The sequence below is a fragment of the Streptomyces sp. NPDC058685 genome (assembly GCF_042714725.1).
Lineage (GTDB): Bacteria > Actinomycetota > Actinomycetes > Streptomycetales > Streptomycetaceae > Streptomyces.
The window spans coordinates 47,138-68,990 of sequence record NZ_JBHXSL010000034.1 but is presented as its reverse complement, the minus strand read 5'-3'; the positions used below and the strand labels follow the sequence as shown (position 1 = coordinate 68,990).

At 70.4% G+C, this 21,853-nt stretch carries 15 protein-coding genes; 8 read left to right on the top strand and 7 right to left on the bottom strand.

The genetic code is table 11. The annotated features are described in order from the left end of the window. Position 1: 1 nt before the first annotated feature. Complete coding sequence (locus ACFWU3_RS24820; RefSeq protein ID WP_384441598.1) at positions 2-2,794, bottom strand: AAA family ATPase; 2,793 nt, start codon at positions 2,792-2,794, stop codon at positions 2-4. Between the two features lie 142 nt (positions 2,795-2,936). Here ACFWU3_RS24820 and ACFWU3_RS24815 point away from each other — a divergent pair, with 142 nt between their 5' ends. The 5 genes from ACFWU3_RS24815 (at position 2,937) to ACFWU3_RS24795 (ending at position 9,024) form a co-directional block, all read left to right on the top strand. Next, positions 2,937-3,803 (top strand): alpha/beta fold hydrolase, encoded by an 867-nt coding sequence (locus ACFWU3_RS24815; protein WP_384441595.1) that lies wholly within the window; start codon positions 2,937-2,939, stop codon positions 3,801-3,803. After that, complete coding sequence (locus ACFWU3_RS24810) at positions 3,800-4,519, top strand: SDR family oxidoreductase (RefSeq protein ID WP_384441592.1); 720 nt, start codon at positions 3,800-3,802, stop codon at positions 4,517-4,519. Before ACFWU3_RS24815 ends, ACFWU3_RS24810 begins: the two co-directional genes overlap by 4 nt. A 66-nt stretch (positions 4,520-4,585) precedes the next feature. Beyond that, complete coding sequence (locus ACFWU3_RS24805; protein ID WP_384441589.1) at positions 4,586-5,455, top strand: DUF427 domain-containing protein; 870 nt, start codon at positions 4,586-4,588, stop codon at positions 5,453-5,455. 52 nt (positions 5,456-5,507) lie between these two features. Beyond that, positions 5,508-7,247, top strand: a complete 1,740-nt coding sequence (locus ACFWU3_RS24800; protein WP_384441586.1) for an MOSC domain-containing protein — start codon at positions 5,508-5,510, stop codon at positions 7,245-7,247. Between the two features lie 325 nt (positions 7,248-7,572). After that, on the top strand, positions 7,573-9,024 hold the full coding sequence (locus ACFWU3_RS24795; RefSeq protein WP_384441583.1) for a dihydrolipoyl dehydrogenase family protein: 1,452 nt from the start codon (positions 7,573-7,575) through the stop codon (positions 9,022-9,024). Positions 9,025-9,122: 98 nt separating this feature from the next. Here the strand turns inward: ACFWU3_RS24795 and ACFWU3_RS24790 are convergent, their stop codons facing one another. The 3 genes from ACFWU3_RS24790 to ACFWU3_RS24780 all read right to left on the bottom strand — a co-directional run bounded on the left by ACFWU3_RS24790 (position 9,123) and on the right by ACFWU3_RS24780 (position 11,383). Further along, a complete protein-coding gene (locus ACFWU3_RS24790; protein ID WP_384441580.1) occupies positions 9,123-9,518 on the bottom strand; it encodes a hypothetical protein in 396 nt (131 codons plus the stop codon). A 107-nt stretch (positions 9,519-9,625) separates the two neighbouring features. Continuing rightward, positions 9,626-10,174: a GNAT family N-acetyltransferase gene (locus tag ACFWU3_RS24785; protein WP_384441577.1), complete on the bottom strand. Its 549-nt coding sequence runs from the start codon at positions 10,172-10,174 to the stop codon at positions 9,626-9,628. Positions 10,175-10,246: 72 nt separating this feature from the next. Continuing rightward, positions 10,247-11,383, bottom strand: a complete 1,137-nt coding sequence (locus ACFWU3_RS24780) for a PP2C family protein-serine/threonine phosphatase (RefSeq protein ID WP_384441574.1) — start codon at positions 11,381-11,383, stop codon at positions 10,247-10,249. Positions 11,384-11,714: 331 nt separating this feature from the next. On the opposite strand from ACFWU3_RS24780, the gene ACFWU3_RS24775 reads away from it, so the two are divergent. Both ACFWU3_RS24775 and ACFWU3_RS24770 read left to right on the top strand, forming a co-directional pair. After that, on the top strand, positions 11,715-12,743 hold the full coding sequence (locus tag ACFWU3_RS24775) for a permease (RefSeq protein WP_384441571.1): 1,029 nt from the start codon (positions 11,715-11,717) through the stop codon (positions 12,741-12,743). Then, a complete protein-coding gene (locus ACFWU3_RS24770) occupies positions 12,740-13,501 on the top strand; it encodes a TIGR03943 family putative permease subunit (protein WP_384441568.1) in 762 nt (253 codons plus the stop codon). The genes ACFWU3_RS24775 and ACFWU3_RS24770 overlap by 4 nt, the downstream gene beginning before the upstream one ends. Positions 13,502-13,573: 72 nt before the next feature. Here ACFWU3_RS24770 and ACFWU3_RS24765 read toward each other — a convergent pair whose 3' ends face one another. Continuing rightward, positions 13,574-15,859, bottom strand: a complete 2,286-nt coding sequence (locus ACFWU3_RS24765; RefSeq protein WP_384441565.1) for a SpoIIE family protein phosphatase — start codon at positions 15,857-15,859, stop codon at positions 13,574-13,576. A 298-nt stretch (positions 15,860-16,157) separates the two neighbouring features. Between ACFWU3_RS24765 and ACFWU3_RS24760 the strand changes: the two genes are divergently transcribed. Beyond that, on the top strand, positions 16,158-17,120 hold the full coding sequence (locus ACFWU3_RS24760) for a hypothetical protein (RefSeq protein WP_384441562.1): 963 nt from the start codon (positions 16,158-16,160) through the stop codon (positions 17,118-17,120). A gap of 25 nt (positions 17,121-17,145) precedes the next feature. Here ACFWU3_RS24760 and ACFWU3_RS24755 read toward each other — a convergent pair whose 3' ends face one another. Together ACFWU3_RS24755 and ACFWU3_RS24750 are read right to left on the bottom strand one after the other, a co-directional pair. Then, on the bottom strand, positions 17,146-18,387 hold the full coding sequence (locus ACFWU3_RS24755; protein ID WP_384441559.1) for a cation:proton antiporter: 1,242 nt from the start codon (positions 18,385-18,387) through the stop codon (positions 17,146-17,148). 294 nt (positions 18,388-18,681) lie between these two features. Next, entirely contained in the window at positions 18,682-21,723 is a 3,042-nt protein-coding gene (locus ACFWU3_RS24750; RefSeq protein ID WP_384441556.1) for a family 16 glycoside hydrolase, read from the bottom strand. Positions 21,724-21,853: the final 130 nt, after the last annotated feature.

Here is a 21,853-nt window from a genome sequence, read left to right as displayed (position 1 = left end):
CTCACCGCACGCCCTCCCGGGTGCCCGACTCGCCGGGCAGGGCCCGGTCGAGCTGGCTGCGCGAGGTGATACCGAGCTTGGTGAAGACCTTGCGCAGGTGGTACTGGACGGTGCGCGCGCTGATGAACAGGCGGGTGCCGATCTCCGGGTTCGACAGACCGTCGCGGGCCATACGGGCGATCTGGGCCTCCTGGGCGGTCAGGCCCTCCTGCCCGGCCGGGGTGGTCCGCTGGTGGACGGTTCCGCCGGTGGCCCGCAGTTCACGGGCGGCTCGCTCGGCGAATCCGGCCACGCCCATCGTGTCGAGCATGCTGTGGGCGGTGCGCAGTTGCTCGCGCGCGTCGCTGCGGCGGCGTTCCCGGCGCAGCCATTCCCCGTACAGCAGATGCGCGCGGGCGAGATCGATCCGGAGCCGCGTCTTTCCGAAGCGCGCGATCGCCTCGCGGTACAGGCGCTCCGCCGCCTCTCCCTCGCTCAGCAGCGCGTGGGATCGCGACTGGGCCCCCAGCGCCCAGTCCGTGCCGGTGGCACCGGCCATTTCGGCGAGCCGGTCATAGGCCCCGGTTGCGGTCTCGGGCCTCCCGCAGCGTGCGGCGGCCTCGATGAGCTCGACCAGGGACCAGCACATCGAGCCGAGGTCCTCGTCGTAAGCGGTGGCACGCCGGCCCGCGGCCATGGCCTTGTCGTAGCGGCCGAGGCCATTGTTGAGCGTGGCGTTCGCCCACTCGGCGAAGGTGATCCCGACTCCCTCGCCGCGCCCGGTCACGTCCTTGAGGGTGGCGTCGACCAGCGCGGACGCTCCGGCCTCGTCGCCACGCAACGCGGCCAGACCCAGGGCGCCGTAGGGCGCGAGGACGCTCCCGGTCGCATGCGTGACGGCTTGCAGTTCCTCGGTCAGCGACGACGCGGCGGTCAGGTCACCTGCGAACAGCAGCATGTGGGCGCGGGCGGTGAGGGCCAGCGGTAGCTCGCTGAGCGCGCCGGTCTGGCGGGCGAGCCGGAGGTACCGGGCGGAGAGCGGTTCCCAGTGATCGTCGTCCCAGAGGCGCATGGCCGTGATGCATGCCAGATACATCCGGCGCAGCTCCTCCTCGGCGGACATGCCCTCGCCGAAGTCGCTCAGCGCCGTACGCAGGGCCGGGACCCCTGCCGCGTATCCCTCATGAAGGCCGGCGGCCGTGCCGTCGAGGAGGAGCGCGGGGGCGCTCGGCGCGTGGCGCGGCGGAGGCGCCGCGGCGGCCGCGCGGGCCACCTCGAGGACACTGCCACCGGGTCCGGCCAGACGCCCGGCGAAGATCGCGGCAACCAGTGCGTCGAGGTAGGTCGCACGGGAGAGGTCCGCGTCGATCGGTTCGAGCCGCCGGGCTGCATTCAGCAGCAGCGTCGGCGCCTCACCGCCCCGGCTGGTGATGAAAGCGAGCTGCGCCCGCAGCACATCGACCTGTGCCTGCTGGGCCTCGCTGAGCGGTCCGGATGCGGCCATCACGAGCAGGGCCCGCGCCGCGTCGAAGGCGCCTGCCCGGATCTTGGCCTGTGCGGCGGCCAGCGCCCGTCCCGCCCGCCCCGCCGGGTCGAGCGTGAGCATGGCCGCGCGCTCCAGGAACGCGGCCGCCGCGGCCAGACCGCCGCGTGCCTGCGCCCGGGCGGCCGAGTCCTCGAGTTCGCCGGCGACGTCCTCGTCCGGCGTCGCCGAGGCCTGAGCCCGGTGCCAGGCACGCCGGTCGGGGTCGAGCTGCTGATCGGTCACCTCGGCCAGGGCCCGGTGCACCTGCTGTCTGTCACCTGCCGACGCCGACCGGTAGGCCGCCGAGCGGGCCAGGGGATGCCGGAACCGCACCCGGGTGCCGAATTCGGCCAGGTCGGCGTCGGCCGCGGGTGCCGCGGCGTCGGCGCCGATCCCGAGCCGGGCGGCTGCCCGCCAGACCAGGGCCGGGTCGCCGGACGGGTCGGCCGCCGCGATCTGGAGCAGCCGCCGGGTCTGTTCCGGCAGCGCCCCGACCTGCCGCAGCAGCTTCTCTTCGATGCTGCCCGAGAGCGCCCCCAGACCGGGGAGCCCGAATCCGCCGGCCAGCTCCGCCGGTGCCGGCCCCCGCGTCAGCTCCAGCAGGGCCAGCGGGTTGCCCCGCGTCTCGAAGACGATCTGGTCCCGCACGCGTGCATCGATCGGACCGGTGAGCACAGCGTCCAGCAGTGCACGTGCATCGGCCTCACGCAGCCCTTCGACCGCCAGTTCCGGTATGCCTGCCAGGTCACCGCCGATGCCACGGGCGGCGAAGACCACGCCGACCGATTCCGCTCCCAGCCGGCGCGCGACGAACGCCAGGACCTGTGCCGAGGCGTGGTCGAGCCATTGCTGGTCGTCGATCAGGCAGATCAGCGGCCGCTTCTCGGCAACCTCGGAGAGCAGGCTCAGCACGGCGAGACCGACCAGGAACCGGTCCGGCGTAGGCCCGGTGCTCATGCCGAACGCGGTCCGCAGCGCATCGCGCTGCGGAGCCGGGAGATGCCCGAGTCGGTCCAGCAGCGGCGCGCAGAGCTGATGCAACCCGGCGTACGCGAGCTCCATCTCCGACTGGACCCCGGCGGCGCGCGCCACACGGCAGCCCAGGGCCTGCACCGCCAGGTACTCCAGCAGCGCGGTCTTGCCCACGCCCGCCTCGCCGTGCACCACCAGGGCCCGGCTCTCCCCGGCGCGGACGGCCCCGATCAGGCGGTCGAGCGCTCCGCACTCGGCGCGGCGGCCCGTCAGCTCCGCAGCGCGTCTCCACCCCGGCAGATCCGCGGATGCATGCACGGCACCACGCTATCGCCCTCGGCCGGTGCACTGGCGGCGACGGCTGGCGAGTGGCGGATGCGACCGCTGTCCGGCCGGCGGCACGCTGAAGCCATGGGTCCGGTCGTGAGAAGCCTTCGGTCCGGTCGTGAAGGGACGAGCCATGACGACAATCCATCACCGCTACGCCACCGTCCGAGGACAGCGGCTGTTCTACCGGGAAGCGGGGCCTTCCGAGGCACCCACCGTGGTGCTGCTGCACGGCTTCCCGACCAGTTCGTTCATGTTCCGCAACCTGATTCCGCTGCTGGCCGACCGGTACCACGTGATCGCCCCCGATCACCTGGGTTTCGGACTGTCCGACGCGCCGCCCGTGGACGAGTTCGCCTATACCTTCGACGCGCTGGCCGACCTGACCGCAGACCTGCTGGCGCAACTCCACATCACGCGGTACGCCCTGTACGTCCAGGATTACGGGGCACCCGTCGGCTGGCGGCTCGCCCTGGCGGATCCGGCCGCGGTCACGGCGATCATCAGTCAGAACGGCAATGCCTACGAGGTGGGGTTCGCGGAGGCGTTCTGGGAGCCCGTCCGCGCGTACTGGCAGGAGAGGAACACACAGACCGAGACGGCACTGCGCCAGGCGCTCACGCTGGAGGTCACCCGGTGGCAGTACCTGCACGGCGTTGCGGACGAGAGCCTGGTCAGCCCCGACACCTGGTATCACGACTTCGCCCTGCTGTCCCGGCCCGGGAACGACCTGGTGCAGTTGCGGCTGTTCGCCGACTACGCCGGCAACCTCCCGCTGTACCCGAAGCTGCACGAGTACCTGCGTGACAGCCGTGTCCCGCTGCTGGCCGTCTGGGGCCGCAACGACGAGATCTTCCGCCCCGAAGGCGCTCTCGCCTTCGCCGACGACGCGCCGGGCGCCGAGATCTGTCTCCTCGACGGTGGCCACTTCCTTCTCGAAAGCCACCTCGACGCCGCCGCGGGCTGCATCCGGGGCTTCCTCGGAAGGGCGCTGACATGACCGGGCCGCTGAGGGACGAGACCGTGCTGGTCATCGGGCGGGGCGGCGGGATCGCCCGCGCGATCGTCATTGCCGCCCGGGACGCCGGAGCCCATGTCATCGCGGCCGGCCGCGACCGGCGAGCGCTCTGCGACACCTACGCCGGAGAGCCCGACATCACCACCGAGACCGTCGACCTCACCGACGAATCCGCCATCGCCGCCCTCGGCGAACGGCTCGGCAGTGTCGACCATGCGGTGTCCACGGCCTCCGCACGGGCACGCGGCCCACTCGCCGACCTGGACCCGGATGCGGTCAGGCTGTCGTTCGACACCAAGGTCATCGGCCCGCTCCTGCTGGCCAAGCACCTCGCCCCCCGCATGGGCGAGAACGGATCCTTCACCCTCTTCTCCGGCGTCGCCGCGGCGAAGATCGCGGTCGGCACCCTGGCCGTGGCCATCACCAATGGCGCCGCCGACATCCTGGCCCGCTCGCTCGCCCTGGAACTGGCCCCAATCCGGGTCAACGCCATCTCCCCAGGGGTGATCGACACCGGTGCGTGGGACGCCCTGGGGGAGCAGGCCAAGGCGGACTACTTCGCCGACATCGGCGCCCGCAACCCCGCGCGGCGCATCGGAACCGCCGACGACATCGCCAATGCCGTCCTGTTCGCCATGACCAGCACCTTTCTGACCGGCGCGACGCTGCACATCGACGGCGGCGAGCCCCTCACCTGACCATCCGCCGTCTGGCCACCCCGCCTCGAGCCGCCGCGGCCCGGGCCGAACCGAAAGGACGGAATCATGGGCCTCTCCTGGCAGCAAGGACCGCTCGCCCCCGGCGCGGTCGGCCGTTTCCTCGTTCCCCAGCCGCTGCCCGACAGAATGCTGTTCGCCGAACCCCTGCGCCGACGCATGCGCGTCCGGTTCGGCGACACCTGGATCGCCGACAGCGAAGACGTCGTCCTGCTGCACGAGCCCAGCCGCTACCCGGTGGCCTACTTCCCGCTCGGCGACATCACCACCGGCGTCCTCGAGCAGAGCGAGCACACCACCCGGCACCGCGACCTGGGGCCGACAGCCTGGTACACCGTCCGCTCCGGGACGCAGAGCAGGCAGCGCGCGGCCTGGCAGCACACCGGACTGCCCGGCCACGCCGGCGACCTGAAGGAACGCGTCGCCTTCGCCTGGCGCGCGATGGACGCCTTCTACGAGGAGGACGAGCGCATCGTCGGCCACGCCGCCGACAGCTACCACCGCATCGACATCCGCCGGACCAGCCGCCACCTGGTCGTCCGCGGCACCGAGGGGGTGGTCGCCGACACCGCCCGTCCGCTCGTCCTGTACGAGTCCGGGTTCGCGCCCCGCTGGTACGTCCCGCGCGAGGATGTCGACGCCTCCGCGCTGACCCCGGTCGAAGGCCGGACGTTCTGCCCGTACAAGGGCCTGGCCGGCTACTACGACATCGCCGGCGCCCGTCGCGCCGCGTGGTCCTACGAAGACGCCTACACCGAGGTACGGCGCATCTCCGGCCTGGTGTCGTTCGAGCCGGACATCGTCGAGGTGCACCTCGACGGCGTACGACAGAGCCTGGAACCGGGCCAGAACGTGGTCGCGCACGGCGTCGACCGCAACCTCACGCTCGACGAAACGACGGCCGTCGGACAGTCGTGACCTGCGCCGTCCCACCCGCAGGAACCGACAGTGCCCGGGGAAGGAGCAACCGATGCCCACACTGCTGTCAGTCAACGTCGGCATGCCGAAGGACGTGCCCTGGCAGGGCAGGACCGTCTACACCGGTGTGTGGAAGTACCCGGTCCAGGGCCCCGCGATGGTCCGCCGGCTCAACATCGACGGTGACGGCCAGGGGGACAGGGCCGGCCATGGCGGCGAGCAGCGGGCCGTGCTGGTCTACCAGGTCGACTCCTATCGCCACTGGCAGCAGCACTTCGGACGCGACGACCTCGACTACGGTCAGTTCGGCGAGAACCTCACCGTCGACGGCCTGCCCGACGACGAGGTGTGCATCGGCGACCGGTACCGCATCGGCGAGGCGGAGTTCGAAGTCACCCAGCCCCGCGTCACCTGTTACCGCGTCGGTCTGCGCTTCGGCCGACCCGAACTGCCCGCTCTGCTGGTCAGCCACCACCGCCCCGGTTTCTACATGCGGGTCGTCCACGAGGGACGCATCCAGGCCGGCGACCGGATCGAGAAGACCGCGACCGGGCCGGGCAAGCTGACCGTGGCCGACACCGACGCGCTGCTCTACCTCCCCGGCCGGGACCCGGCCAAGCTGCGTTTGGCGATGCGGATCCCCGCCCTGAGCCCCGGCTGGCAGGGCTCGTTCCGTGAACTGCTCGATGCCGCAGAGCGTCCGGACACCGACGTCGCGCCCGCCTCCGCCGGACCGGCCTGGGTCGGCTTCCGCGAGCTCCGCGTCGCCCAGGTGGTCCCGGAGACCACGACGGTCTCCTCGATCCACCTGGCCGACCCGGACGGGGCCCCGCTGCCGCCCGCCCGAGCAGGCCAGTACCTGACGCTGCGGATCCCCGGCGCGGGCCAACCGGCCCTCGTGCGCAGCTACTCACTGTCCTCGAGCACCGATTCCGGTCACTACCGGTTCAGCGTCAAACACGAGCCGCACGGAACCGCGAGCGGATACCTGACCACGAAGCTGCGGCCGGGGGCGGTCCTCGAAGTAGCGGCCCCCCGCGGCGAGTTCGTCCTCGACGAAGGGACCGGCCCCATCCTCCTCGTCTCCGCCGGCATCGGCCTCACACCGGTGCTGTCGATGCTGCACGAACTCGCCGACCGGGACAGCGGCCGCGAGGTCTGGTGGATCCACGGTGCCCGCAGTCCGCAGGAACATCCCCTGGCCGCGGAGGCGCACGCCCTGGTCGCCTCCCTGCCGCACGCCCACGAGCACGTGTTCTACAGCGCGGCGACACCCGAGGAGCGAGGGCGTGCCCACGCCGTCCACGGGCGCCTGACCAGGGACAGACTGATCGCGCTCTCCCTTCCGTCCGACGCGACCGCGTACATCTGCGGACCCACGTCCTTCACCGCGGACATGCAGGAGGCCCTCACAGCGGCCGGCGTCGCCCCGGCCCGTGTCCACACCGAGTTGTTCGGCACCCTGGCGTCCATCAACCCCGGCCTCACCGGGCAGGCCACCCGGGCACCCCACCAGCCGCCGGGGCCTGTCGGCACCGGCCCGCTGGTCACCTTCGTCCGCAGCGGCATCTCCGCGCCGTTCCCGGAGGGCAAGCGCAGCATCCTCGAACTCGCCGACGCCTGTGACGTCCCCACCCGCTGGAGCTGCCGCACCGGTGTCTGCCACACGTGCACCACCAGTGTCCTGTCCGGTGGAGTCACCTACTCCCCGGAACCGCTGGAGTTCCCACCGGACGGTGAGGTGCTCATCTGCTGCGCCCAGCCCGACGGCGACATCGTCCTGGACATGTGAGGACGGCCGTCGTCATGCACACACGACCTTCCCCATCGGCGAGAACCGACGACGACAGGCGGACGGCCGCCGTCCCTGCCGCGACCGATCCGGTCGCCGTCACTCCGGCCGTCGGCCCGATACCGCCCATCCACGTTCCCCGCCCGCCGATGGGAACGCACACCGCCGGGTTCGTCCGGCTCGCCGCGGTCCGGACGGCGCGCGCGTCGGCCCGTTGGACCACCCGCCTCCTGCCGCGCACCACCGAGCGTCCAGCTCCGGCCCACCCACGAGCGACACATCCATGACTGCTGATGATCAGTCCCCATCGTGCTGCGAGGAAACCATGAACGAGACACCTGACGACCAGGCCGACTCCACCTACGACGTGGTCGTGCTGGGCGCCGGCCCGGTCGGGCAGAACGTGGCCGACCGCGCTCGCGCGGCGGACCTCACGGTAGCCGTCGTGGAGCGTGAACTCGTCGGCGGCGAATGCTCCTACTGGGCCTGCGTCCCGAGCAAAGCGCTGCTGCGGCCCGTGACAGCGGTGGCCGACGCCCGCCGCGTCGACGGCGCCCGGCAGGCCGTCACCGGGGCGCTCGACACCGCGCGGGTCTTCGCCCGCCGCGATCACTACGTCACCGACTGGGACGACAGCGGACAAGCCCAGTGGGTCAAGTCCATCGGCGCCGACCTGTTCCGCGGCCACGGCCGGATCGACGGCCCCCGCCGCGTCACCGTGACCGGTGAGCGGGGCGCGCGGCGTACCCTCACCGCCCGCCACGCGGTGGCCGTGGCCACCGGCAGCCGACCGCGGCTGCCCGACATCCCGGGAATCCAGGAGGCCCGGCCCTGGACCAACCGCCACGGCACCGATGCGAGCAGCGTGCCCGGCCGACTCGCCATCGTCGGCGGCGGAGGAGTCGGCGCCGAGATGGCCACCCTCTGGCAGGGTCTCGGCTCCCACGTCACCCTGCTCGCCCGCCGAAGCCTCCTGCCCCGCCTCGAACCCTTCGTGGGCGAACTGCTCACCGAGAGTCTCACCCGGTCGGGCGCGGACGTGCGGATCGGCCGGCAGGTGACGTCAGTGACCCGACCGGACCTCGCAGGTCCCGTCACCCTCACCCTCGACGACGGCAGTCACGTGGAAGCCGACGAGGTCATGTTCGCCACCGGTCGGGCCCCCAACACCGACGACATCGGTCTCGACACGGTCGGGCTGACCCCCGGCACCTGGCTGGACGTGGACACCACCTGTCTGGTCAACGGCATGGACGGTGACTGGCTGTACGCCCTCGGCGACGTCAACCACCGCGCTCTCCTCACCCACCAGGGCAAGTACCAGGCCCGGACCGCGGGCGATGTCATCGGAGCCCGCGCCGCCGGCGGCCCGGTCGACGACGCCGCTTGGGGCGACCACGCCACCACCGCCGACCAACACGCCGTACCCCAGGTCTTCTTCACCGACCCCGAGGCGGGCGCGGTGGGCCCGACCGCCGAACAGGCGGCCGGGGCCGGCTTCCGCATCAAGGTCGTCGACGTCGACTTCAACGCCGCCCAGGGCGCCAACCTCTACGCCGACGACTACCGGGGACACGCCCGGATGGTGGTCGACCTCGACCGCGAGATTCTGCTCGGAGTGACGTTCACCGGTCCGGGAGTGAGCGAGCTCCTGCACTCGGCCACCGTCGCGGTCGCCGGCCAGGTTCCGCTCAAGCGTTTGAGGCACGCCGTCGCCTGCTTCCCGACGGTCAGCGAGATCTGGCTCTTCCTCCTCGCGGCGTACCAGCGCGAGTGAGCGGCATCAGGCACAGGAGTCCCCGCGAAGCCCCACCGTCCGCAGTCGGGCGCGCCGCGGCACGCGGCGTCCGTCACCGCTCACCGAGGTTGCTCTCTTCAGTCTTCGCCTGTGTCGTACGGCGAGGACGGTCGGTTCCAGACGGCGTCCGACCGGCCGATGATCCGGCGGAGTTCACGGGCACTGCGAGGTGAAACGGCCTGCGTCACGGTGTCGAGGAGAGAGCGGGCTTCGAGAGGGTTGGGGCAGCAGTACCAGTGCACGTTGCCCCACTCGTAGTCGTGCCACAACTCGCGCTCAGGACGGTGGACGTAGTCCTTCCACAGGCGCACGGCCGCGCTGACGTCTCCTGGCTGGAGGTAGTTGCGGGTGCGCTCGAGACTGGCGATCTCGGACAGTGCACGCGAGGACAGGCCGTCGATGCCCGGCCGTGCAGCCGGTGTGCGGTGGTGGGACCCAGCGGTCCGGAGTGGTGCCGGCCGGCTACGCGGCATGGGCCTTTCGGTTCGTCGTCATGCCGTGCATGGTGTCACGACCACAAACGTTGTCTCGAACGAATTCCCCTGTCCTGGCGCGGGTTTCATCAGCGGCGCCGTGCGACTCAGACCTCGGGAAGGGAGGGGTCGGGTGTCCACGGGGCCGGCGCGGTGATGGCCCAGCGTTCGTGGTCCCGCCAGCCCCCGTCGATGTAGAGGTAGTCCGGCGAAAGTCCCTCGTACCGGAAGCCCAGCCGCCGGACCACGGCGAGGGATGCCGTGTTCGCCGGCTGAATGTTGGCCTCCAACCGGTGGAGCCGCAGGTCGGTGAAGGCGTGCTCCACAGTGGCGGTGAGACCTTCGGTCATGTACCCGTGCCCTGCGGACGGGGCGAAGGCGGCATAGCCGAGGGAAGCCCCCTGGTAGCGGCCCCGGATGATCGAGTTGATGTTGACCATGCCGGCGGTCGCGCCGGTCTCCCGGACACGGACCAGAAAGCCCAGGTTGGTGCCGTCCTCGAAGCGGCGCATCCAGGCCCGGAAATCCTCCGCGGTCGAGGGCAGTTGCATCCATGGCCGGTGCAGCTCGGAGCTGGCCCGCACGAGCGCGCAGAACTCCTCCTGGTCGGAGAGGGCGAGCGGGCGTAGGTCAATCCGTGACGGCATCGTGAGCATGGACCAACGTTACGACCTGTGCCGTCGGCGGCTCATCGGGCCCCGCGGCTCCCACCCCTGTCCTCCGAGGCATCAGTCCGCACCGCTGTCGGCTCTTCGCCTGAGGACCAGCACGGCCGTGTCGTCCGTCGGCCTGCCACCGGTGTGCTGCTGCAACTCACGGTGCAGAGTCGCCGCGATGTCGCGGGGAGCGACCTCGCCCCAGTGGGTCACCCGGTCCTCCAGTGGGTAGAAGGCGCCCTCGGCGTTGCGGGCTTCGGTGACACCGTCCGTGCAGAGCAGCAGAGTGGAGCCCGGCGGGAAGTCGAACCATTCCACGGTGCGTGGCTCCGGGGTCAGCGACGCCAGACCCAGCGGAACCGACGGTTCGCGGTTCAGTGCCGGTCCCGCCCGGTCTCCGTGCAGAATGTAGGGCTCGACGTGTCCGCAGTTGATGGCCTGGGCCTCCGGCCCGGAGCCGATGCCGAGGACGAGTGCCGTGACGAAGCGTTCCCGTTCGCCCGCCTGAGCTGCGAACGAGTTGTGCCGCAACACCGAGTTCTCGAGGGCGTCCACCACCGCCGTGAGCGTGGGCTCCGACACCGCGGCCTCCCGGAAGGCCGTCAGTACGGCGAAGGCCGCGCTGATCGCGGACAGACCCTTGCCCTGGACATCGCCGATGAACACCCGGCTCCCGTACGGCGAGTCCACGACCTCGTAGATGTCGCCCCCGACCCGGCTGTCCTCCTCCACCGGTTCGTACAGGCCCTGGACGAGCAGGTCGTCGGTCAGCAGGGGAAACGGGCGCAGGATCTGGCGTTGCAGAGCGGCCGCGGCGGATCGCAGCCGTGCGATCTCCCCCTCCCTGCGGACGCGCTGGGCGGCTCCGGCAACGCTCAGGCCGGTGAACACGAGCGCGAAGACGACCACTCCCACGTCCGCCGCCAGTGTGTCGAGCGGTGTGTCGATGAGCGAGGCGATCACGACGACGTTGACCCAGACGGACGCGAACACGGTCTGGCGGACAGTCCCCCTTCCGGCGAACAACGCCGGCAGCACGATGAGGAAGGGGGCCAGCCTGGTCTCCCTGCCGAGGAGAAGGCCTGTCAACGCCAGGACCACCGTGAACCCGACCAGCCAGAACCACACGACTCGCCAGGGGAGCGAGCCTGCCTGCGAGCCGCGGCTCACCACCGCGTCCGGTGCATCAGGATCGTTCGAGGCGCGCACCGTTGCTCCTGACCTCCGGCCGACGTCGTGACAGCGTCCACGGTCCTGCCCACAGGGTCCGGGACCGGTCCGGAGCCGAGGCTTCGCGCCGGAGCAGCAGGACACCGGGGGCGCGGAGGTATCCGTATCCCATGGCCCGGCGGTTGTACGTGGAGGAAGGGCGGCGTCACTCGGATGCCCGACACCGAGTGCGTCGATGGTGACTTCCGGCCGGGGTGGCAACCATCCCCGGCGCCCGCGCAGAGCCCGCGTGGAGCCTTCGCGGAGGCCCCCGAAGACGGTCCCGACCCGCTGGCTATCCTGACTCCTCCTCCTGGAGACCGGAGCGCAGGTGCCACAGACGGAGCTGTCCCCGCAGCCGCAAACGAACCCCGACGATGCCGTCGAGCACCAGGCGTACGACATCGTCGTCTCGGTCGTCGTCGGCGTGCTGTCGATGTCCCTGCTCATGGGACTCGGATGGGCGCTGGGCGGTACACGGTGGCTGACACATCCGGGCTTCCAGGCCTGGTCGACCGTCTTCGTCGCGATCACCGTGCAGGCATTGCCCTTTCTCCTGCTCGGCACGCTGATCTCCGGGGCCGTCAACGCCTTCGTGCCGGCGAGCGCGTTCAGCCGTGTGCTGCCGAGCAACCCCGCGCTCGCGGTGCCCGTGGCGAGCGTCGCGGGGACGGTGCTGCCGGGCTGCGAATGCGCTTCCGTACCGGTCGCGGGAAGCCTGATCCGGCGGGGGGTCACACCGGCAGCCGCCTTCGCCTTCCTCCTGTCGGCTCCGGCGGTCAACCCCATCGTGCTGGTCTCCACCGCCGTCGCCTTCCCGGGCGCCCCGGACATGGTCGCGGCCCGTCTGATCGCCTCGCTGGCCACATCGGCGGCGATGGGGTGGCTGTGGCTGAGATTCGGCCGCACACAGTGGCTGCGGATGCCCTCCCGGCACAGCGGCCACCTGCCAGGGCACGGCAGATGGGAGGAATTCCGCCGGGGATTCCAGCACGACTTCCTGCACGCCGGCGGGTTCCTCGTCCTCGGCGCCATGGCAGCCGCGGCCTTCAACGTTTCCGTGCCGCGATCTGTGCTGGACACCTTCGCCGACTCGCCCTGGCTGTCCGTGCTCTTCCTCGCCGTGCTGGCGATCGTCCTCGCCGTCTGCTCCGAAGCCGACGCCTTCGTCGCCGCGTCGCTGACAGGCTTCTCCCCGACGGCCCGGCTCGCGTTCATGGTGGTCGGCCCCATGGTCGACCTCAAGCTGATCGCGCTGCAGGCGGGGACATTCGGCCGGGCCTTCGCGCTGCGGTTCTCCGCGGTGACCGCGGTGGCGGCTGTCGTCTTCAGCGCCCTGACGGGGTGGTGGCTGCTGTGAACCGCACAGCCCAACCCCTGCTTCTGCTCGTCACCGGCGCAGCCGTGCTGCGGGCTTCCCTGTTCAGCGACCTGTGTCTGCGCTACGTGAAGGAGGGACTCCGGCCCCTTCTCGTCATCACTGGCGTTGCCCTGGTGCTCGTCGGGCTGCTCGGTGTGCTGCGCGACGTACTGCCGTCCGTCGCTCGGCACCCCGCAGGGACCGGACAGCACCATGGTGGCGCGCCGTCCGACGGGCACGATCACGCGAAGGGCCTGCTCACGTCCTGGCTGTTGCTTCCGCCCGCTCTCGCCCTGCTCTTCTTCGCACCGCCCGCGCTCGGTTCCTACACCGCTGCCCGGAACAGCCCGAAGGAGGTCGAGCTCTACGAACGGTTCGAGCGGCTGCCCGCCCAGGGAGTGGCTCCGCTGTCGCTGACCGAGTTCATCGCCCGGGCCCAGCAGGACGACAGGAAAAGCCTCCGGGGGCGTACGGTCCTGCTGGCGGGTTTCGTCACGCCCCGCAAGGACGGTGCGTGGGATCTCACGCGTTTGCAGGTCGCCTGCTGCGCGGCCGACTCCCGGTCGTTGACCGTGACGATGCACGGAGTGCAGGCCCCGCCCGCCGACTCCTGGGTCGAGGTGTCGGGCACCTGGCACCCGGTGGGCGAGCTGGGCACGCGTACCGCCGCACTCGCACTCGACGTGACGTCGCTGGAACGGGTCTCCCCACCGTCGACTCCGTACCTCGACCGCGCGCCGGTGCCCGGGCCGGGGTAGTGATGGTCGGCTCGACGGGTCGGAGACCGTGCCGTAAGCGGAGGCCGGAGCCCTGCACGCGGAAGAAGGCTCCTACGCCTCTTCCTCGTCGAGCGCCTCCTCGACCCAGATGATCTTTCCGTTGGGCGTGTAGCGGGTTCCCCACCGTCGAGCCAGCGCTGCGATGATCAGCAGGCCCCGCCCGTTCTCGTCCTGTGTCCGGGCATGCCGCAGGTGCGGTGACGTGGCGGCCTCGTCCGCGACTTCGATGGTCAGCGTGCGGTCGCGTATGAGACGTACCGTCGGGTTGCCGCTGGCGTGGCGGATCACATTGGTCACCAGTTCGCTGACGATCATCTCGGTCGTGAACGCATGGGCTTCCAGCCCCCAGTCCTCCAGCTGGTGACCGGCCTTCTCCCTGGACTCGGCCACCGCGGCGGGCTCCCGGCTGCCTGTCCAGGTGACGACGGAGTCGGCGGGGAGGCGGTGGGCGAGGACCGCCAGAACGGCAGCCCCGTCGCCGGGATGCTGCCCCAGCAGGCTGTGCACAATGCTGTCGCAGGTCGCTCTGGGATCGTGGGCCGCGTGGTGAGCGGCCTGACGCAGTTGTCCCATACGCTCCTCGGCGCGGGCGCTCGGCTCCAGGAGCGACTGTGAGTAGAGCGTCAGCATGCTCTCCGGAGCCAGGGTCGTACGGCTCACGTCGTAGCTCGCGCCCTGCCCGAGTGGAGGCCCGACCGGTACGTCCACGACGGTCACGTCACCGTCGGCGGACGTCACCAGAGGGGCGGGCCAGCCGGCCGATGCGACGGAGAGTTCCCCCGACACGGGGTCGTAGACGGCATACAGACACCGGGGAGAATCCGCGGTGGCGGGCAGCACCCCCGGCTGCGGACGGGCGCCGGCGGGGAGGATGCGAGCGGTGGCATCGTCGAGATGAGCCAGCAGCTCGTGGGGCGGCAGGTCGAGCGCGGCCAGTGTGTCCAGGGCCGTACGGAATCGGCCCATGGTCACGGATGCGTCGAGTCCCTGTTGCGGAACCTGTCCGATGGCGAGACCCACACGGGCTCCGGACAGCCCGATGACATCGAACCAGACCGTCTGCCGGGATCCGGGTGTGTAGAAGTGCGCCGTCGTCACCCCCGAGAGCTCCGGGAACGTTCGTGGGAGCAGGCTCCGCTGGAGCGCGACGGCGGTGGTGTGCTCCCGGGTGTAGCACCGCGCGTTCTCGATGTGAACGCATGCCTTGGCGCTGACCTGCTCGGCGAGGCCCACATCGAGGGTGTCGAAAGGGGTGGGGCGGCGCGGTCCTCGATAGAAGCTGGCCAGCCCGAGGAGACGCCCGCGGGACGACAGCGGCAGCACGATCATCGAGTGGACCCCGGCGTCCTTCAGGGCGCCTGCCCGGGCGCCGTCGTGCATGAGCCAGTCGGACGGCGACGTGTGCGGGTCCAGCAGTCGGGGTGTGAGGTCGGCCATCACCTGCGTGTAAGGGGTCGGAGACACGAAGTAACTCATCTCGCCGACGGAGTACACGGGTTGCAGTTCGCCCGGCGATGCGAAGGCGGCTCGGCGCACGGGCACATCCGTGCCGACCGGCGGCGCCGGCGCCTCGGCTCCCTGCAGGACCGCGTCGATGAGGTCGACCGAGACGGCGTCGGCGAAATCCCGAGTGGCGACGGCGGCGAGTTCCTGTGCTGTCCGCATCGCGTCGAGCGTGGTGCCGATCTCCGCGTGCGCCTGGGCGAGGAGGTGCGCTGCGGTCCGGTCGCGATCCTGCTCGGTGACATCGTGGATCACGGCTCCGACGCCGATGGTCTGCTGCTCGTCCTGGAGCTGAAACGCGGTGACGGCGAAGACACGAGGGTGATCATGACCGTCATGCCCGTCGACCCTGGTCTGGACAGCCGGTGCGCTGCCGTCCAGGACCTGCCCGAGAACCGCGGCAAGGGGGAGGCGCGAGCCGAGGTCCTCCACCCGCTGCTGCAGTACGTCGCCGGCCGGGCGGCCGCGCATGGCCAGGGCCGCGGAGTTGCTGCGCAGGACACGAAGCCGGGTGTCGTACACCTCCAGCCCGGCCGTGGACTGCTCGAAAGCCGAGTACTCGAAGGCCGCTTCGACGTGCGCCGCCCGGAGACTGGGTGCGGTGCCGCGGATGTCGACGACGGTCTCCGTGCCGTCGCGGCCGACACAGACCAGCAGGGCGGCCGGCGCGGGCGCGTCGCCGTCCGCTGGGAGGTGGTCCAGGAGGTCGGAGAGAAGGCGGCCGGCGGGCTGTCCCACCGGGTCGGCGGGGAGGGCAGGGAAGCTGCCCATGGGATCACGCCAGCTGGAGACGTTTCCGCTGTCGTCCAGAGTGAACGAACTCTCGTGTGCCATCGGCGGCACCTCCTCGCACAGCCCTGTCTGCTGCCTTCCGCTGCGCGGCAGCGCTCCGGCTGTGCGGCACCTTTTCCAGCTTGACGGGGGAGTGCCGTGTCGGCAACCGGCGCCGGGTCGCTCGCCGTCGCTCGCCCACTACCGGCTGCCCCGGCGCTCCGGCCCACCGCGCGGGCCGACGCGCATCCGAGTAAAGTTGTCGGGTCTGCAATCGTGCCCGGGTGCGCCCCTGGACGTCCCTTCAGTCGGACGGCATCCACATCACCGCATCCACACCGTCAATGCAGGGCCGGGTGCCATGAGTTCGATCGCGCAGTCCTCCGCTAAGAGACTGGTCAATCTTCCGCACTTCGCCATTCCGCTGGGTTTCGCGGGCCTTGGCGGCGCGTGGGCGGTAGCGGCTGTGACGCTGAGCGCGCCCGAGTGGGTCGACGACGTCTTCTACGCGGTCGCCGCGGTCCTGTGGATCCTGTTCTCCGCCGTCTACATCGGCGAGAGGCTGCGGAACACCCGGGAGTTCCGGGACGACAGGGAAAGCGCGGTCTCCGGAGCCGGGGCCGCCTTCCTGCCCGTTGTCGGGATTCTGCTGATCGTGCACTTCGGTCAGTACATGCCGCTCCCCGCAGCGAGAGCGGTCTGCTGGATTCTCGTTGCCGCACTGGCGATCGTGGCCGCCCAGTTGTTCGCCCACTGGTTGACCGGGCACCTGACCTTCAAGCAACTGCATCCCGGGTACTTCCTTCCCCTGGTGGCCGGGCCGTTCATCGCGAGCATCGGCCTGTCCAGCGTCCAGGCCATTCCGGCCGCGAGGACATCGCTGGGGGTGGGCATCTTCTTCTGGGTGATCATCGGCGGCGTCATCACCGCTCGACTCATCACCGCCGGCCCACTCCCCGTGCCGGTCATTCCTTCGCTCTCGGTGCTCCTCGCCCCGCCGGCGACGGGAGGGATCGCGACCTTCTTCGCGTACCCCGGACCCATCGGCCCCCTACAGCTGGCGTTCTTCGGCATCTTCATCATGATGCTGCTCATTCAGGTCGCCCTGTTCAGGGCCTACATCAATCTTCCCTTCAGTCTGAACTTCTGGAATTTCACCTTTCCCGTCTCGGCCTCGGCCAACTACGGTCTGCACTGGCTCGGCGAGGCGACCTTCGACGGCAGGCGACAGCTCGCCTGGGCCGTCGTGTGTGTCGCCACCGTCATCGTGCTCGCGATCGCCGGGGCGACGGTGCGCAGCCTTCGTCCGGCCCTCCGAACCTGACCGACGGCCCCTCTGCCCGTGCCGGTCACGGCCCGCGGTCGGGCCGTGCTTCGACATGCTCCTCGGAGCGCTCCCCGCCGGCGCGCCGGGCGTAGAAGCGGCCGATCGGCTCGATGCTCAGTCCGTGCAGCACGATGCTGAGCATCACGGTCATCACCATGACCCGGACGATGAAGTCCGCCTGTCCGCCGGGCAGATCGATGACCGCGAGCGTCCCGAACACGATCGAGGTCACGCCTCTCGGCCCCATCCAGCCGAGGAACAGTTTGTCCGACTGCTTCAGTCCGCTGCCGGTGAGCACGAGCAGTACGGGGAGCATGCGGACAAGGGTGATGACGAGGAGCGCGTACAGGATCACCGAGGCCTGGAAGCCGTCCCAGAAAGCGTTGTTGACGATCTGGCCGAACAGGAACCAGAGCGCCAGGGTCATGAGTGCGACGAGATCGTCGGTCATGGCCGCCGCACTCTCCGGCAGCCGCCGCATCGCCGGGGCGAAGAAGACACCGGCGACGAAGGAGGCGACGAAGCCGTTCCCTCCGAGGGCGCCGGAGAGGCTGTACGCGGCGATCGGGACGGCGAGCACGCCCAGCCTCGTGGCCGAGGGGTGAGTCCACCCGTACGACCAGGACGTACGCAGCAGCCACCCGGCCGCACCGCCGACGACCAGTCCCGCGGCCAGCGCCCAGCCGGCCGCCTCGACCGCTTGCAGCGCCGCGTCCCCGTAGTCGGCGTGTGAGCCGTGGGATTCGGCGGCCACGGCGACGCAGAGCAGAAAGATCGGCGAGGTGATGCCGTCGTTGAGGCCCCCCTCGACGTTGAGCACCTCGCGCAGCCGGGCCGGGATGCGGCGGTCCCGGACGATGGCCGCGGTGGGGGCCAGGTCGAGCGGGACCACGACGGTCGCGAGGACCGCGATCAGCCAGCCCGACTGATCGGGAAAGATCAGATACCCGGCAAGAAACGCGCCGCCCAGGGTGAGCGGCAGTGCACCGCCGAGCAGACGGAGGACGAGCCCCTTCTCCCGCCCGAGAATGCCCCCGGGAACCTCGATGGCGTCCACGAAGAGCAGCAGGGCCAGAACGACTTCCACCGCGTGCTCGAACACGGCGGTGTCGAGGTCGAACCGCAGCGGGGGATCGGAGCCCCCGGTCAGAGCGATTCCCGCGCACATCATCGCGATGGGCGCGGTGATGCTCCATCGCGACAGCCGGTGGGCGAGTAGGGCCCACACGAACAGAATTCCGGCAATGACCGCGACGGCAAGCATGCCACCCGCTTCCTACTCTGCGTGTCCCCCCGGGACTCGCAAAAGCTTAGGCGGGGCGGGGCACGGAGCCGTTGACGACGCTGCCGGGGAATGCGTCGACTTCGGTGGACGGGTGGTCGTCCGGATGAATTCTCCGGGGTTCCGGCAGGACCGAACGGTCCGGCGCTTCCTTCGGTTCGTCGTGTGCGGCTCCCCGCACCCGGCCGGACGGGTGCGGGGAGCCGCATGAGTTCGGCCCGGCGGAGGCAGGGGCTGTCGTCCAGGCTCCACCACTGCCAGGACCATCCCCACCTCTCAGTCCAGCGGCTCGATCCAGACGTTCCTGAAGCGGACCTTGTTGCCATGGTCCTGGAGCCTGATCGCGCCCGCCGCGGCCGATTCCGCGTCGCCCGCGCCGGTCGGGCCGTCCACTGCCACGTTGTCGTGCACCTTCTTGCCGTTCCACACCACGGTGATCCTGGCGTCATCGGTCTTCTTGCCCGCGGCGTCGAACCGGGCCGCGCGGAAGACGATGTCGTACGTCTGCCAGGTCTCGGGGGCGGTGGAGGCGTTCAGGTCCGCGGCCTTCTTGTTGTAGATGGACGCGGCCTCGTTGGCGGCGAGTTTCGCCACTTCGAACGAGTCCAGGATCTGGATCTCGTACCGCTCCTGGAGATAGATGCCACTGTTGCCGCGGTCCTGCCCGGTGACGTCGTCCGGCAGCTTGGGCACCCGGAATTCGGCGTGCAGCCTGAAGTCGCCGAAGGCCTGCTTGGTGCGGATGTCACCGCAGCAGACTTCGATGGAGTTCTCGGCGGTGTGCGGCCAGTCGGCACTGCGGCCGTCGGTGTGCTGCCAGGCGGTGGAGACGCTCCCGCCGGAGAACAGGTCGATACGGGTGCCGGGTCTGCGCACCTCGATCATGTCGAGGTTGACGTGGCCGGTGTCCTCGGCCCGATAGGTGTAGGTGATGGTGTTGCGGCCCTTGCGCAGGGCGAGCCGCTCGGTCTTGGTGGACCAGCGGTTCCAGGCGCCCGTGAAGGGCAGGGTGGTCTGCTGTGCCTGGCCGCCGTTGACGCTGATGCCGAGGGTCTTGGTGCCGGTGAAGGGGTGCGGGCCGTTGGCGTACCGCAGTCCCACGTCGTAGCTGCCCTTCGCGGGTGCCTCGACCTCGAAGGTGGCGGTGGCGCCCTCGGTGCTGAAGCCGTCGACGAAGCCACCGCCGGTGTGGCCGGCGTGCTCGGTGTCGATGTCTGCTCCACCGGACAGACGTGCCGACTCCGCGTCGTACGAGGTGGTGGGCTGCTCGGGGCCGGGGCGTGCGTTCAGCGTGTACCAGGCCTCGGTGGACCAGAGTTGCTCACCGGTGTCGGAGGCGAAGGGGCGCGGCGAGCGCACATGCACCACCCGGTCGGTCTTCAGGCCGGGGATGGTGAGCCGGACCGTTCGGCCGTCGGCGGAGAGCCGGGCACCCGTGACGGGAAGGACCTCTTCGTCCACCTTGGGGCCTCCGTACGCCGGGGTGGGGACGTAGCGCCACTGCTCGACGGAGTAGGCGCCGTTCGTCAGCTTGGCGGCCGTCTCCTTCGACAGGGGCTTGGTGTAGGTGAGGTCGAACCCGTCGCGGGTGGCGCGCATGGTCTTGATGTCGAAGGCAGTCGTGCCGTTCGGCGTGAGTTTCTGCAGGCCGAAGCGGAGCTTGCCTTCCTGGCCCCAGTTCCCGTCGGCGCCGAGGCCGCCGGCGTAGATCGCACCGTCCGGTCCGGTGCTGATGCGGGTGATGCCGGCCTCCAGGCCCTGTGTGTGCCGGAACACGGCGCCCTGGTACTCGCCGTCCACCTTCTCCAGGTCGGCGCGCTGGAGTCCGCCGTAGGTGACGTCACCGAAGAGCATCTGCCCGGCGAAGGGCCCGTTCTTCAACAGCATGGGTGTGCTGGGGGAGTTGGCGATCTCGTTCTGCGGCAGCCACAGCACCGGCTTGCTGACCGTGCGGTCGTCGAACGGGCCGTCCGGGTTGGTGTAGTGGTTGAAGAAGCGGTCCTGCTCGACGTGGACCAGCTTGGAGGCGGGCAGCCAGCCGCCCTGGTTGTCGGTGACGAACAGCTCGCCCTGCGGGCCCCGTCCGATCCCGTTCGGCGTACGGAGGCCACCGGCCAGGTAACTCACCTTGCCGGTCTTCCTGTTCACCTTGATGGTGGTGCCGCGGTTCGCGGCAGGCTGCGGATCGGTGGTCGCACCGCCGTAGTTGATGGCGACGGAGAGGTTCAGATAGAAGTCGCCCTTGTCGTAGAGCAGGCCGAAGGCGAACTCGTGGAAGTTCCCTCCGTACGGCCACTCCGCGACCTTGCGGATCTCGTCCGCGGCGTTGTCGCCCTCGATGTCGGAGAGTTCGGTGAGCTGGTGCTTCTCGGAGACGTACAGCTTTCCGTCGACGTACTTGATCCCCATCGGCTCCTTGAGGCCGCCGGCGATCTTCTTGAAGGTGACCTTCTTCGGGCCGGTGTCACCCGTGACGTGGTCGAGGACGTACACCTCTCCCTCCGTCTTGGTGCTGCCGCCCCACGTGGTCACGGCGAGCCGGCCGCCCGGCAGCCAGTCCATCGCGGAGACCTGCGGCTCGAAGCCCGCGGGGCGCAGATCGGTGAGGGTGTAGCCGGGGTTGACCGAGGTCAACGGGAGGCCGTCGCCGGGAGTGTCGTAGCTGCCCTCGCACTCCTTGCGACCGGGAGCGGTGACGCGGACGACGTCGGCGTCGGTGCTGAGTACGGAGTTCGGTACGAGGGTGAAGTCGTCGGCGCCCGGGGGCTTCCACTGGAGGGTGACCTGCTGGTCGCCGCCGCGGTCGAAGTGGTCGATACGCAGGGCGTGGTAGCCCGGAGTCAGGGCCAGCTCGCCGTCCTTGGGCTCGGCACCGTGCAGCCCGTCGTGGTCGATGACCTTCTTGTCGCCGAGGAACAGGCGGGAGCCGTCGTCGCTGATCAGGCGGAAGGCATACGTGCCGTCTGCGGGGACGTTGATGTTGCCGAGGATCTGCGACACGAAGTTGTCGGTGAAGCCGAAGCCCTCGGTGGAGGACCAGTCGGCGGTGGGGATCAGCTTGTCGACGTTGGGGGTCTGGGCCGGTTTGAGATCGCAGAGCTTGCTCAGCGGGGACTGGACGTCGAAGACGCGGAGGGTGACGCCGGGTTCCTGGGGCGGTAAGTCCGCGAAGGGCTTGTCGCCCGGAGAGGGCTTCTCGTCCGCGTCGGCGACGGGGGCCGCGAGGCCGCCGGTCAGAAGGGCCGCGAGGAGCAGCCCGGTGATTCTGCGTGGTCTGCGGCGAATGGTGCGGAGGGTCGGGGCCTTGCGTGGCGTCACTCTTCCTCCTGCTGGGCGCTGCGAGGCGGCGCGTCCGAGGTCCCGCCTCGGACGCGGAGTGGTGTGCGTCCACGTACGGGTGCTGCGGCGCGTTCCGCCGTGAGGCACGCAGACGTCCGTGCGAAATCGA